This window comes from Polyangiaceae bacterium (assembly GCA_016715885.1).
In the GTDB taxonomy this organism is placed as follows: Bacteria; Myxococcota_A; Polyangia; order Polyangiales; family Polyangiaceae; genus Polyangium.
Window position 1 is genome coordinate 16,248 of the sequence record JADJXL010000020.1, and the last position, 13,574, is coordinate 29,821.

Here is a 13,574-nt window from a genome sequence, read left to right on the forward strand (position 1 = left end):
ATGTGGTAGCGTCGGCCAATGACCACGAAAGCTACCGTATCCTTCGATTCCATTTCTTCTGGACAAGGCCGATCTCTGCGGGTGGCATCCAAAGTAGCAGGGCTGCTCGCGGTGCTCGCATCGACGTCCGCTTGTAGCGATCCTGCGGCGATGAAGCCCGAGCCCGAAGCGAGTTTCTCCGTGCGGGGCAGCGTCGAGCAGGTTCACGTGTGGAAAGCGCCGCCAATGGCGAAAATCGAGCTTCACGATTCGACAGGGGCGCTCGTGCAGGAGGGCGTAGCCGACGAGCAGGGAAGTTTGGTGCTACGCAATGTCCCGCCGGGAAACGATTACGAAGTCGTCGTGCCCGAGCTCGTCGAGCTCAATACGGTAAAGCCCGTGCGTGTCATGAGCGTCGAGGGCAGTTTGCCCAATCCCGAGTTTTATTCCAGCCAGAAATTCGTGGCAGGGTTCAATTACATCACCATGCGCGACGGCACGAAGCTCGCCGCATACATTACGCTCCCTGGTCCGCCTGAAAATGGTCCGTACCCGACCGTCGTCAATTATTCGGGTTACAATCCCGCTCAGCCCGGGGCGCCCATTGGCAATTATTCATTTCTTTGCGGCGACCTGCCGATCCTCTGCGACGCACCGAATGATGCGAGCGCGATCATTGCGGGGCTCAATGGTTATGCGACCGTCGGCGTGAACATGCGCGGTACGGGTTGCTCGGGCGGAGCTTACGATTACTTCGAAACGCTGCAAAGCCTCGATGGGTACGACATCATCGAAGCCGTGGCGGCGCAGGATTGGGTACTGCATCATAAAGTGGGTATGACGGGTTTGTCGTACCCGGGCATTACGCAGCTCTTCGTGGCGCGAACCCGTCCACCGAGCCTCGCGGCAATCACGCCATTGTCGGTCATTGGCGGTACGCATACCACGATGCGGCCGGGAGGCATCTTCAATGATGGCTTCGCGCTCGAATGGATCACGGGCGTGCTCGACAAAGCAGCCCCGTACGGTCAGGGCTGGGAACAGGCTCGTGTCGATGCGGGAGATACCGTGTGCCAAGAGAATCAGCTCTTGCACAGCCAGCGTGCCAACGTGATCGACACGGCGCAAGCCACGGCATATTATACCGACGACCTCGTCAAACCGCTCGATCCAACGGCTTTCGTCAATGAGATCGACATTCCCGTATTTCTCGCGTCGTCATTCCAAGACGAACAGACGGGGCCTTACTTCTTTACGCTGCTCGACCAATTCAAGTCGTCGCCGCTGACACGTTTTACCGTCTATAACGGTATTCACCCGGATGCCTTTGCCCCGCAGGTGCTGGTCGAGTGGAAGGCATTTCTCGATATTTACGTAGCGCAGACCGTGCCTTCGGTGAGCAAGCAAGTGCGAGAGCTTGCGCCGATTCTCTTCGAAACCATTTTCAAAGCGAAGTCGGAATTGCCGCCAGATAGGTTTGCGAACCATGCCACGTGGGAGGACGCAAAGAAGGCGTACGAAGCGGAAGGTTCGCTTCGGGCAATCTTCGATAATGGGGCCGCAGAAACCCCAGGCGCTCCCGAGGGGACGGCCGAATTGCGTTTCGGTGCGTGGCCTCCGCCGACGACCCCGACGCGGTATTTCTTCCAAAGCGACGGGTCGCTCGAGCCGACGGAGCCTGTGGAAATGGCGGGTGCTTCGAGTTTCGTGCTCGATGTGGATGCAGGGCATCGCGGCATCATTGCGCCGGGAGGCGACGTGTGGGATCCCCTTCCGGCATATGATTGGAGGCAACCGGGAGCGGACAAGGCCGTTGTATTCGATTCCGCGCCGCTTGCCACGGACCTCGTGATGCTCGGCACGGGAAGCGTGGACATTTGGCTGCGCTCGTCCGTCGACGATGCGGACATCGAGGTGAATTTGAGCGAAATTCGGCCCGATGGGCAAGAGATGTTCGTGCAAAGTGGTTGGCTTCGCGCGAGCGTACGCAAGCTCGATGGTTCGTCGACGGAATTGTGGCCGCAACCGACCTATCGAGAGGCGGATGCCGCGCCGCTCGTGCCGGGTGAATGGACGAGCATGCGTATTGGCATTGCGAGCTTCGGGCACGTGTTTCGAGCGGGATCACGCATTCGCATTGGAATCGACACGCCCGGAGACAGCCGCGCTCGCTGGACGTTCGACTTGAAGCAATTCTCGGGCGAAGCGCGTCATGACGTTGCGCATTCGGCGATGTATCCGTCGAGCGTCGTATTACCGGTCATTGCCGGCGAAACAGCGCAGACGCCACTTCCACCGTGCCCGTCACTGCGCGGTCAGCAGTGCAGGCCGTATGCGGCGTATACGAACACGCCGGCGATGCCTTGACCCACACACGCAAGTCCCTGATCCTGCTGCCTTTTTCCGAATTCGCTTGACGTCTTCGCAAGGCATGCTAAGCAGGCGTCGCGGCTCACCCCGCTCATGATGCTCCACTCCTCCTAAAACTCCCAAATCGAGGTCGAGTTTTCTCGGATCGCGCAGCTTTGGCGCTTGGCGGTTGCCTGCGCGTACGCGGTCCGAACGGAAGGAGCGTCAATATGGCAAGACTTTTGTTTCGCAACGTTTCATTTGCGTACGGCGATGGTGTTCCTCTGCTGTCGAACGTGACGTTTCATTTGGCCCCCGGCGTATACGGGGTCGTCGGCGAAAACGGCGCGGGAAAAACCACCGTATTGCGCCTCGCGGCAGGCGAAATCACGCCCGATCGAGGCACGATCGCGATGGAACCGCATCATGCAACCGTGATTCTGTGCAGGCAAACGACAGATGCAATCGATAACGAAGTAAAACTCTTGGCCGAAGACATGGCGAGCGAATCGTTTGCCATGCGCGACCTTTTTGGCCTCGATGAGGAAGAGCTGCGTCGCTGGGATTCGCTGTCGTACGGAGAACGACGGCGATGGCAACTCGCGGCGGCATTGCATCAAGCGCCCGATGTGCTGCTCGTCGACGAGCCGACGAATCACCTCGACAAACCCGCACGCGACGAGATTGCGGCCGCATTGCGGCGTTTTCGCGGCACGGCGCTCGTCGTGTCGCACGATCGCGAATTGCTCGACGACGTGTGCACGGGGACGTTGCGCGTGCACGACGGACGCGTGGATGTGTATGCGCTCGCGTATTCGCGCGCTCGCGATGCATGGGAGCGTGAAGCGCGCGCGAAGCAAGACGAACGGGAAACGCTCGTGCAAAAGCGGGATGCGGCGGCGCATAGGCTTTCCGAGGCGCGCGATCGCCGTGCACGAGCGGATGGAATGCGCAGCGCAAGCCGGCGCATGAAGGATCGGAACGATAGTGATGCTCGCGGCATTGGTGCGGATTTTCGTGTCGCGAGGGCCGAGAGACACTTGGGAAAGCTCGTCGGAGCGCGGCGCGGTGAGCTTGAACGAGCGGAAGCCGCGATTCCCACGCACGAAAACCGTCGTGCCGTTGGGCGCTCGATTTTCGTTGGATACGAGCCAGCTCCGCGACCTCGCGTGCTCGAGCTCGATATGCCCGCGCTTTTCGCTGGCGACCACCAAGTGCTCTCGGACGTGCGTGTTTCTATCGCACGGAACTCGCGCATTCATGTGGCCGGACCGAATGGCGCTGGCAAAAGCACGCTCGTGCGCGCATTGGTGAATGCATCCATGCTCCCCCCGGACAAACTCTTGTACTTGCCGCAAGACGTGAGCTCGGCGGAGGCTGCGCGACTTCTCGAGTCCGTGCGTGTTTTGCCTCCGATCGAGCGCGGGCGCGCATTGTCGCTCGTGGCAGCGCTCGGCGTGGATCCCGATAGGCTACTTGCGTCGGGGGCGCCGTCTCCGGGTGAAGCGCGCAAATTGGCGCTTGCATTGGCGCTTGGCAGGCGCGTATGGGCGCTCGTGCTCGACGAGCCTACGAATCACCTGGATTTGCCGTCCATCGAGCGTGTCGAGGAAGCTCTTGCGAATTATCCGGGTGCTCTTTTGGTGGTGAGTCATGACGAGCGGTTTGCCGAGCGAGTCACGACGGAGACGTGGTGTTTGCGAGGCGGGAGAATCGAGGTAGAAAGCCGCGCAGCGGTCACCGCTCGATGAAAAGCGCTTCGTACGGGCGCAATACAAAACGTCTGTCGCGCCCTTCGATGGGCGCATCGTACGTCGACGCGATCGCCTTCGAATGCTCCGATCCCCAAACGATGGTTCTCGTCGCGTCGTCGAAGTGCAGCAGCACGTCGATTTCGTCATTTTCAAACGTGCGCCGCATGCCGACCACGTTGGGCGGCAGAGCATTTTCGGGCAGGAGCGATAGCGATCCCGAATGCAATGCTGGATGCTGCTTTCGCAGGCGCAAGAGTCGCTTGTAGCAGTTCAAGATCGACGTCGGATCCCGAGCTTCGGTGTCGACGTTCGTTATTCTGTAATCGGGATGTATGGGTAGCCACGGCACGGCATCCGCCGTGGTAAAACCTGCGTTTGGCGCGGACGACCATTGCATTGGCGAACGACATGCGTCCCGGTTCAAGAGAATGCCTTGGCGGTGCAGTGCTCGTACGACGATCTCGGGCAAAAACCCATAAATGGCCGCCACGGGATCCTTGGCGCCCGAAAGCGGTAGGTCGAGGTCCCGCATGCCGAGCTCCTCACCATTGTAGATGCAGGGAATGCCTCGCGCGGACAGTTGCAGCGCAGCGCAGAGCTTTTCACGCTCGGGATGATGCTCGAGGCGCTCGCCGCGGCGCATGCGATCGTGATTTCCGAATACCCACGTGGGGACGAGCGGCGCGGGCATTTCGCGCTCGAATTCCTCGATGAGCGATCGAAACCCCCGAGCCGTAAACGGCGTTTGCATCGCTTTGAAGAGAAAAACCGCATGCAATCCGTCACCATCTTCGCAATATTTGCGCAAGACGTGAGGCTTCCCGAATACCTCACCCACGAGAAATCGTGGCGGATTTTGAAACTCGTCCACGACGCGCCGCAGGGTTCGCGCAAAGCGCAGGGTATCCGGATGATGGAGCGTGGCGCGAAACGATTGAAAAAAGCCGTCCGGATCCTCTTCGCTTGGGATCAATCGAGGTGAAAAAGGATTGTCCTCGAACGCCTCGTCCTTGAAGATCGCATGGAAAATGTCGAGCCGAAAGCCGTCGAAACCGAATGCGAGCCAGCGACGAACGACGTCGAGCATCGCTTTTTGCACGTCAGGATTGCGATAATTGAGATCCGGCTGGCATTTCAAAAAACTTGCCCAATACCATTCACCGGATGCCTCGTCCCAATGCCATCCGCGTGGTCCAAGAATGGATCGCCAATTGTTCGGAGGTTCTTTGCCGAGCGGTTTTTTCCCCCGCCGCCAAATGTACCAATCGCGCTTCTCGTTCGAACGATCCTTTCGAGACTGCTCGAACCACGCATGCCGATCGGACGTGTGATTCATGACCATGTCGGCGAGCACGCGCATGCCGCGAGCGTGGGCTTCGTCGAGGAAACGCCGCAAATCGTCGAGCGTTCCTTGGTCAGGACAAACGGCGTCGTAATCGGAAATATCGTATCCTGCGTCGACGTGGGGGCTTTGGAAAAATGGGCTCAGCCACAATGTTTCGACGCCCAGGTCTTGCAGGTAGTCGAGTTTTTCCAGGGCGCCGCGAAGATCGCCGATACCATCGCCGGAAGCGTCGAAAAAGGAGCGGAGATAAACTTGGTAAATGGTCGTGCGAGACCACCAGGGCGGGACGTTTTTCATGCGATCATGCGAGCCACTCGAGCGACTCCTACCGACGATACGCCAGCGCTCCATGGGCGTCAAAAAAAGATCTCACGACCCGTTGATTTTGCTTGGGCTGGCGTGATAGTGTCGCAACTTGGCGAACCAATGAGTGTGCAAGGTTGCTCAATCGACTCGTGCGCGGATGTCGCACTCAGGTGACGAATACGACTTTTCGACGGGATGTGTCATGCGTACGGATGAACGTTTCGGGCTGCGGAGCCATCGCAGAATTGAAGTGACGTGGGGCGATTGCGATGCCGCGAGCGTCGTATTTTATCCCCGCTATTACGAGTGGTTCGATGCGTGCACGCACGTGCTGCTCGCCGGCGCGGGGCTCAGTCACCATACGATCCGTGAAAAATATGGTTTGCTGGGGACGCCATTGATTCAGGCTTCCGCAAAATTCGTGTCACCTGCGACGTTCGGCGACGTGATCGATGCCGAAAGCTATATCTCCAAAATCGTCGACCGCGGTTTTACCGTGAGTCACCGCTTTTGTATTGGCAATCGTGTCGTCGTGGAGGGCGAAGAGGTCCGCGTTTGGGCGAAGGCGACCGGGGATTCGTCGAAACCCATGCGAACGGTCGATCCGGGACCCGAGATCCGCGCCATCATCGAGGGACGCTATGCATTTTGAACGGCGTTTCTAGAAGCACGCTTGATGGCCAGGTGTGCCGGTATAGCACATTGGCTGCGGTCCGCATACATGGCCGTGTCCATAGGTCTGTTCCTTGCACGAACACACACAACAAGCTTTCGGTACGCAGTCCGAAACCGTACTGTCGCAATGCTGGCACGCAGACACGCATTGTCCAATGCCTGCTTCGCAATCCACCGCGCAATTCGTTTCGTATTCGTCCGCATCTTGAACCGCAGGTAGATCCACCGTCCCATAATACGTGCACGTGGCACCTTGCGTTTGCAGACATGCTCCGCCTACCGAAAGCGTATAGGATATCGTCCGAGCTTCGTCGCAGCCGACGACGACGGTCGAGCCATCGCACATGATCTTGTTGTGCCAATGGTGCTCGACGATGTAGTCCAATTGAGTGAAGTCGTAGTCGGCGGTCCAGTAATAGCCATTCGGCTTCTGAACGGTCGTGAACTCACCCGTCTCCGTAGAAATGATCGAATCGGTGGCCGCCGTGGGAATGCAATTCGTCACCGACGCATACCACCTGAGCTCGAACGGCGATTTGTCGGTCGTCGGCTTGCCCCAACCTTGGGGCACGGCGCCCGTTTCAATGTGCATGACCTTGTTGGCGATCGAGCACGAGGCCGTCACGGTCGACGAAACAGCCTGGGCCGCTTCACCAATGCGCTCTTCCGGCTCTCGGGCGGTGTCCACGACGCATCCGCCAAGCGCCAACAGCCCCATGAGGGCAAAAATTTTCTTCATGGAAATCAACTCCTCATTCGGACGGGAAGTCCTGAATTTCGTTGATTCCAACATTGCGGATCGTCAAGGAATGGATTGTGCTCTATTTTCGTCTCGGCCGCCGCGTTTTGTTCGTGACGACGCGCGTGGACGATGATGCAATGGTCATTCGACCGTGACGCGTGCGCGTCCGACCATATCGAGATGCTGGTGGCCCACGGAAACCGCCAATTCGCATCCGCCCGCAGCATTCGGAACTTGCCAGTCAATCGCCTCCAGCGTCTTCGGCAATGAGCCGTTCCAAGTCTTCGATGGCGACGGGCTTGACGAGGTGTTTCGAGAATCCGGCTGCGGCCGTGTTTTGCCGGTCCTTCGGCAGCCCGTAACCGCTCAGGGCAACGAGCCGCGTCTTGCGAAAAGCTTCCTCCGAGCGCATTTGTCGCGCAACATCGAGGCCACTCATCCCCGGCAAACCAATGTCGCAAAGCACCACGTCCGGTTGTAGTGCCCGCGCCAAAGCAATGCCCGATATGCCATCGTGCGCCACGTGCACATCCTGTCCGAGGAGCTGCAAAACTTGCTTCATGGATTCTGCATTGTCGATGTTGTCCTCGATGACGAGCACTCGGCGCTTCAGCAATAAGCTTGCTTTTTGCGGAGCATCCTGCCGCTCTTGCGGCGTCGTGAGCGGCAATTTCACGGTCAACTCCGCTCCTTGGCCTCGCCCCGCGCTCGATACGCTCACGCTTCCCCCATGCAGCTCGACGATTCCCTTCACGAGCGCAAGGCCCAGCCCCAAGCCTCCGCGCCCGCTATCCAGCGTGAATTCGATTTGCGTGAAAGGTTCGAATAGCGCGTTCAGCTTCTCCGGAGGAATCCCGCAACCCGTATCTCGCACGCGGAGCACCGCTTGCTTGTTTTCGCATTTCAAGAATACCTCGACATGGCCCCCGGCAGGCGTGAACTTGACGGCGTTGTTCAACAAATTGCCAATCACCTGCACGAGCCGCGTGGCGTCACCGTCCACCCACACCTGTTTCGAACCAAGCCAACAATCGAGCTCGACTTTGCGGCTTTCGTATTCCGGTAGATAATCGTCCACCGTCCGCTGGACGATGGCTCCGAGCTCCAATGGGCGTTTTTCGATCTGAATCTTCCCGCGCGTCACACGCGTAATGTCCAGCAAATCATCGACGATACGCGTCAGATACGTCGTTTGTCGTTTGATGACCTCTCGCGCATTCTGCCCGGATGCTTCTCCCGCATGTGCGTGTTCGAGCACGTACGACGCGCTTCGAATGGCAGCGAGCGGATTCCGAAGCTCGTGCGACAACATCGCCAAAAATTCGTCTTTGCGACGATCGGTCTCCCGTAGCGCAGCCTCGCGCACTTGATCCTCGATGTCCGTGCCACATCCGAACCAACGCACGATCTCCCCCGCTTCGTTACGCATCGGCAAGGCCCGCGCGACATACCAGCGCACGGTTCCTTTCTGCATGTTGACGATGCGCAATCGCGCCTCGTACGGCTCACCATTCGTCACGGCCGTCATCCACGCTTTCATGATCCGTTCGCGATCGTCCGGATGAATGCTTTCTATCCACCCATCCCCGCGCCCTGACCCCCGCTCGAGCCCCGTGGCCGAATAATATCCTTCGTTCAAGTATTCCGAATACCCGTCTGCACGGGTAATGAAAAGCATGTCCGGTACGGTCTCCGCCATCATGCGGAACTTCTCCTCGCTTACTTTCAGCGCCTCCACCGCACGTTTTTGCTCCGAAATGTCGTCGATGGAGAAAACGATCCCCCCGACCTCACCGTAAATGTCTCGCCACGGATACACGGCCCATCGAAGCCATGACTTCGTTCCATCCGGAAATTCCCACAACTCGTCGTCGCCGCTAAAATGCTTGCCTGCGAGCGCCTCCCGATGGATCTGCTTCCATGTTTCGGGTGCGTCCGGCCAAACATCGTAATGGTAGCACCCAACGAGCTCCGTGCGCCCGCGGCCGTAGTTCTTGACCCACGAGCGACTCGCGGCCAGATAACGGAAATTCTTGTCGAGAAGCGCCATGCTCGTGGGTGCTTCGGCCACGAGCGAACAAAGCTGCGCGTGGCTATTTTGCAGCGCCCGCTCGACCGCTTGCTCCCGTGTCAGGTTCCACAAAAAACACGACACGCCAATGACTTCTCCTCGTTCATTGCGATCCGGCTCGATGATGAAGAGGTATTCACTGACTTGTCCGCGCAGGGTGCAGGTGACGACGTGCCGAGCGGCTTGACCCGACGCCATCACGTCGCGCTTCATGCGCTGCATCTCTTCGGCTTGTTCGCACGGAAAAAAGTCGAGCTCGGTCTTGCCCAGTACGTCTGCCTCCGTCAGCGGTGGCGACGGGTTGACGACCGACGTGAAACGGAGCTCGCGATCCTGTTTCAGCAGCACGGCAGGCGATGCTCGCACGGCATTCAGCAAACGACGCTGGGTCAGCTCGAACGAGGTTGGGGGCGAAGTGGCGTGATCAGGGGAAGGCTGTTCATCGTGCTTGGGAAGGCTCTGGGCCATGCGACAAGCGTACGCCCAACACGGCAGGAAAACAACTGCGACGCGGGTAGCTTCCGAATGGCCGACGCGCGGCGACGAACCCCGCGGCTGCACAATTGGACCGGCTTGTCAAACCCGTACGAGCTCGACCGTCATACGCGCAATTTTCAACCGTGCGCGACGCTCATGATCTTGTGCAGCTCGTCAATCGAAATGCCGAAAGCGCGCGCCAGCGTTTGCAGCGCAATGCCTTCTTTTTGCCCGACGCCGCCGTCTTTCCAAGCGACCGCGGACGCTGCCAAGAGCGCCGACCTGCGCAAATCGCCGTCATCCAAGCATTCTGCAATGGCCGTCGCTCGCGCTGCGATGCCTTCGCTCGCTCGCCCCTCCGCATTGCTCCGCATCGTCTCGATGTCCTCGGCGCTGAACCGATCCTCCGTCAATGCCGCGACGTGCGCCGACAGCTCCGCGCATTCTTCGCCCGAGAACCGACCATCCGCGGATGCGACGAGATAGATGGCCTCCACGAGCGCTTCGATTTGCGCGCCGATTCGCCCTTCCTCTTGCGCGTGCCGCGCGAGAATTTCGGCTTTCATGGCCGCTTCACGCTCGAGCATCGCCTGGTATGCGGCTGAATCGTGCAGCATCGATTGAACGGCCTCTGTGCTTTGCAGTTTATTTGCTTGCGTCATGATTTCGTCTCCGTATCGTGGCGCGCCACGATGGCACGGGTTGGGTGTGCTTGTCGATGGAATTTTGTCGCGCACGTTTCCGTCGCGCAACCTTGACGCTGCCGTCTCACCATGTTCTGCTCGTCTGTCGGAGACGGACGCAAAACATGGCTGGCTACAGAGGAATTGGCGTCGTTTTTGCGCGGAGAACATCGCGCGCGGCCCGCGTCGAAACCACCGTGATGCAGCGATTGCCAAGCGCGACACGCGAGACGTTCATCAAAGCAAATATGTCGTGCTGGGTGCCGATCGAGCATGCAACGGACATTTTCGACGTGGCCTCGTCGCTCATGTACCCATCGTCGACGAACGCAATCCGCGAGCTTGGTCGCGCTCTGGCTCGCGATAATCTGGGCGGTGCCTACAGGCACTTCGTGCGCATGATGTCCGTGCCATTTCTCATCAAGCAAAACGCGCTTTTGTGGCGAGCGTATCACAATGCCGGACGTACCGAAGTGGAGCTCTTCGATTCCAACTCCGTCGTGCTTCGCGTCCACGAGTATCCGGATTTGCCCGAACGTTTTCGCGAATGCATGTGCGGATGGCTCGAGCAGGCGATTGTAATGACGGGAGGCAAGGACGTCTGCGTCGAGAAGTCGGATATCGAGCCGGTTCACAAGTGGCACATGACGTGGAGATGACCGCAGCGGGATCAGGTCCCAGTTTGTCCGGGAGGTTTGCGAGGACCCCCCCATCGTCATCGGACTGTCGCGAGCGCGCGTCCAAATCCACTCCCGGGCTCGAAAGGAGCGAGCACATAATTCTTGGCCCTCGGTCGAACTTGGAGTAGTCACACGTTCCGTGGAACCGACGCTCACCTGTTTGTTGCGTTCGCAGGCAGTGCCCATGGAGGTACTGCACCAGCAATATGGCAAGCTTCTGGAGCTCGTCCGGAAGCTCATCGGGGTCGTACCGAATTGCGATCCCTACATGGAGATTTGGCCGACATCTTTCCGCACCTACAACGTGCTCGTGCCCAATTTCCTCAATTTGCCGTTCGCGCTCTGGGGCGCCGGTGCACCCGCGGATGTGGTGGGTTTGGCCATGTACGTCGCAAGTCGCAATGCGGGGTGCGCGTATTGTTCTGCCCATACGACGTCGTTTGCGCTGCGACGAGGGGCCGATCCGGACAAGATAACGCGAGCATTGAAAGGCGAAGATGCAGGATACACGCCGCGAGAACGAGCTGCGATGAAGGTCGCGCAATCGCTCGCGCGCGTGCCCATTGAATTGACCGATGCCGAGCGAACCGAGATCGGTAAGCATTTTTCGCCCGAGTTGGTCGAGTGGATCGTGCTTGGCATTGCCATGATGGGATTTCTCAACAAATTCATGGATGCCATCGGTGTGGAGCTCGAAAACGACACCGTCGCCGAGGTGAATTCAGTCATCAGTTCCACCGGTTGGTCGCCTGGAAAGCACGCGACCGATGTCATGAAAAACCTTCCGAATCGGCCAAGGCCCAACGCCGATACGTTTTTACAAAAACTCTCCGTGGTGCCATTGATTCCATCGGCGTTGTCCAAAGATAGACAATGGACCGCGGGGGTTCCGGATTTTTGGCCCGCGGTGGGCAAGTATCTGAAAGAGCACACGGGATCGGATTTTTCGATTCTCTCCAAGTTGACGCACGAACGTGCCATTCGTGCCATTGGCGTCATCGTGCGCGACAACTTGGATGCCGGTTCGAGCGCGGTGGGTTTGCCGCTGAAGGTGCAAGTGGGGCTGGTTTATGCGACGGTCGTGGGCAACAAGTCGCTTGCGGCGGAAATGCGAGCGCTCGGGGTTCGACACAATGTCACGGCGGAAAAAATGGATGCGGTCGTGAAGTTTGCCGGTAGTCAAACGCGTCCGGCGCCATCGATCGATGCGAAATCGAAAGCGGTGCTCGTATTGGCGCGCGCGGCTTCACCGAGCCCGGCGGTCGTCGACGACAGCGTCATCGAGGAATGCCGCGCGGCGGAGCTTTCGGCGGCGAGCGTCGTGGAAGTGGTGACATGGATCAGCGTGCTGCAGATGCTGCATAGGCTGATTGGGTATTACGGCTGACGGGTTGCTCGAGCATGCGACGATGCGCTCGAACCCGAGGGCGCGTGTCTCGACGACGCCTATTCGAATCCTCAAGGTCGACGTGCACCATCCGAACCAGGTGCAGAGTGTAGTCGGTCTTTTTGATGATCTGGTGTTGCTCGATTGCGCCGCACACCGTGGGCGCTTGTTGGCTCCCTGGGTCCCTCGCCGGCACGGGTTGAGCAACTCGAAGAATCTTGTTTCACATACGACCGGAGCGGACGTACCGACCAAAGACGCTGCGAATCGCCGTGCGCATTTGAGTTGACACGGGTGCCTGTGGGCATCGACATTTGTCGCCATGGGGCATCTTTCCAAGGTTTTCCAAACTTGGCTGATCTTGGTCGTGGGGCGGCTCCATCGGCGGCTGCTGGTTTTGGTGTGGTTGTCAAATCTTTTGTACGCGCTCAATGTTTTCAGGGTTGCGGCGTTGTGCTTTAGTCTCTGTCTGGTCGTTTTCCCAGTGAGTTGTGCGCGTGCACGATCTGTGACCGCCGATGAGTCGTGGCCTGCATCGACGCGCGAGCAGGTAGAGGCGTGCGTCGATGCGTACGCGGGTGAGCTCGACGCTGCCGACCACACGATGCGTTTCAACATGGTCGTGACGGAGAAAGCGGTCATCCGTGATGTGCAAGCGCAGGAGCCGCGCATCGCGTCGCGCAACATGGAGATCTGCATACGTCAGGCGCTCGAACGGATGAGGGTACCGCACTCTGTCGTGCGACGAGGTTTGGCATCGTTGAACGAGCGCCGGGTATCGGCGCAATCGCGTGCCGTGATGGGTGACGTAACGATGGCCAGCACCGCGGCGGCGGAGGAAGTGGTCGTCAAGCTGGGGCCCATGGTCGTACGTGCCGGAGCGGTGGGTGTTTTCGTATTCATAGGGATCGCGGTCGTGGCGGCGGCGTTGGCGGACGACAAGCCGAGTGCGGAGGAGTGCGAGGAGGAATGGAGGAGGGCAAGGAAAACATGTAGGGAGCTGCTGAAGATACCGGGGCGCAAACCGGCGCGCGGGCTGACGGGAGGCCATAACGAGGTGGAAAATTGCGCGAGGGGGTTCGTCACCGAGGCATGCGGCGGCAATCCTGTGGAATGGTGATGGCGA

General features: G+C 59.0%; 10 protein-coding genes. 6 read left to right on the forward strand and 4 right to left on the reverse strand.

The window, feature by feature from the left end; translation table 11 throughout:
- The first annotated feature begins 18 nt into the window (after positions 1-18).
- Together IPM54_25540 and IPM54_25545 are read left to right on the forward strand one after the other, a co-directional pair.
- Entirely contained in the window at positions 19-2,346 is a 2,328-nt protein-coding gene (locus tag IPM54_25540) for a CocE/NonD family hydrolase (GenBank protein ID MBK9263154.1), read from the forward strand.
- Positions 2,347-2,558: 212 nt separating this feature from the next.
- The gene (locus IPM54_25545) at positions 2,559-4,079 is read left to right on the forward strand and encodes an ABC-F family ATP-binding cassette domain-containing protein (protein MBK9263155.1); all 1,521 of its coding nucleotides are present in this window, start codon (positions 2,559-2,561) and stop codon (positions 4,077-4,079) included.
- Here the strand turns inward: IPM54_25545 and IPM54_25550 are convergent.
- Positions 4,066-5,724, reverse strand: a complete 1,659-nt coding sequence (locus tag IPM54_25550; protein MBK9263156.1) for a DUF3459 domain-containing protein — start codon at positions 5,722-5,724, stop codon at positions 4,066-4,068. The two genes, IPM54_25545 and IPM54_25550, sit on opposite strands and share 14 nt — an antisense overlap.
- 211 nt (positions 5,725-5,935) lie before the next feature.
- On the opposite strand from IPM54_25550, the gene IPM54_25555 reads away from it, so the two are divergent.
- Entirely contained in the window at positions 5,936-6,385 is a 450-nt protein-coding gene (locus tag IPM54_25555; protein ID MBK9263157.1) for an acyl-CoA thioesterase, read from the forward strand.
- Between the two features lie 9 nt (positions 6,386-6,394).
- On the opposite strand, the gene IPM54_25560 is transcribed toward IPM54_25555, so the two are convergent.
- From IPM54_25560 to IPM54_25570, 3 genes are all read right to left on the reverse strand, one after another.
- Entirely contained in the window at positions 6,395-7,147 is a 753-nt protein-coding gene (locus IPM54_25560; GenBank protein MBK9263158.1) for a hypothetical protein, read from the reverse strand.
- 244 nt (positions 7,148-7,391) lie between these two features.
- Entirely contained in the window at positions 7,392-9,689 is a 2,298-nt protein-coding gene (locus tag IPM54_25565) for a PAS domain-containing protein (protein ID MBK9263159.1), read from the reverse strand.
- Between the two features lie 146 nt (positions 9,690-9,835).
- On the reverse strand, positions 9,836-10,360 hold the full coding sequence (locus tag IPM54_25570; protein MBK9263160.1) for a hypothetical protein: 525 nt from the start codon (positions 10,358-10,360) through the stop codon (positions 9,836-9,838).
- A gap of 146 nt (positions 10,361-10,506) precedes the next feature.
- Here IPM54_25570 and IPM54_25575 point away from each other — a divergent pair, with 146 nt between their 5' ends.
- The 3 genes from IPM54_25575 to IPM54_25585 all read left to right on the forward strand — a co-directional run bounded on the left by IPM54_25575 (position 10,507) and on the right by IPM54_25585 (position 13,568).
- Positions 10,507-11,040: a hypothetical protein gene (locus IPM54_25575; protein ID MBK9263161.1), complete on the forward strand. Its 534-nt coding sequence runs from the start codon at positions 10,507-10,509 to the stop codon at positions 11,038-11,040.
- Positions 11,041-11,245: 205 nt separating this feature from the next.
- Positions 11,246-12,448: a carboxymuconolactone decarboxylase family protein gene (locus IPM54_25580; protein ID MBK9263162.1), complete on the forward strand. Its 1,203-nt coding sequence runs from the start codon at positions 11,246-11,248 to the stop codon at positions 12,446-12,448.
- 508 nt (positions 12,449-12,956) lie between these two features.
- On the forward strand, positions 12,957-13,568 hold the full coding sequence (locus IPM54_25585; protein ID MBK9263163.1) for a hypothetical protein: 612 nt from the start codon (positions 12,957-12,959) through the stop codon (positions 13,566-13,568).
- Positions 13,569-13,574: the final 6 nt, after the last annotated feature.

Coding starts and splice junctions, on each gene's coding strand:
- IPM54_25570 (MBK9263160.1), bottom strand. CDS start 10,360: ATGACGCAAGCAAATAAACTGCAAAGCACAGAGGCCGTTCAATCGATG.
- IPM54_25550 (MBK9263156.1), bottom strand. CDS start 5,724: ATGAAAAACGTCCCGCCCTGGTGGTCTCGCACGACCATTTACCAAGTT.
- IPM54_25545 (MBK9263155.1), top strand. CDS start 2,559: ATGGCAAGACTTTTGTTTCGCAACGTTTCATTTGCGTACGGCGATGGT.
- IPM54_25580 (MBK9263162.1), top strand. CDS start 11,246: ATGGAGGTACTGCACCAGCAATATGGCAAGCTTCTGGAGCTCGTCCGG.
- IPM54_25565 (MBK9263159.1), bottom strand. CDS start 9,689: ATGGCCCAGAGCCTTCCCAAGCACGATGAACAGCCTTCCCCTGATCAC.
- IPM54_25560 (MBK9263158.1), bottom strand. CDS start 7,147: ATGAAGAAAATTTTTGCCCTCATGGGGCTGTTGGCGCTTGGCGGATGC.
- IPM54_25575 (MBK9263161.1), top strand. CDS start 10,507: ATGGCTGGCTACAGAGGAATTGGCGTCGTTTTTGCGCGGAGAACATCG.
- IPM54_25540 (MBK9263154.1), top strand. CDS start 19: ATGACCACGAAAGCTACCGTATCCTTCGATTCCATTTCTTCTGGACAA.
- IPM54_25555 (MBK9263157.1), top strand. CDS start 5,936: ATGCGTACGGATGAACGTTTCGGGCTGCGGAGCCATCGCAGAATTGAA.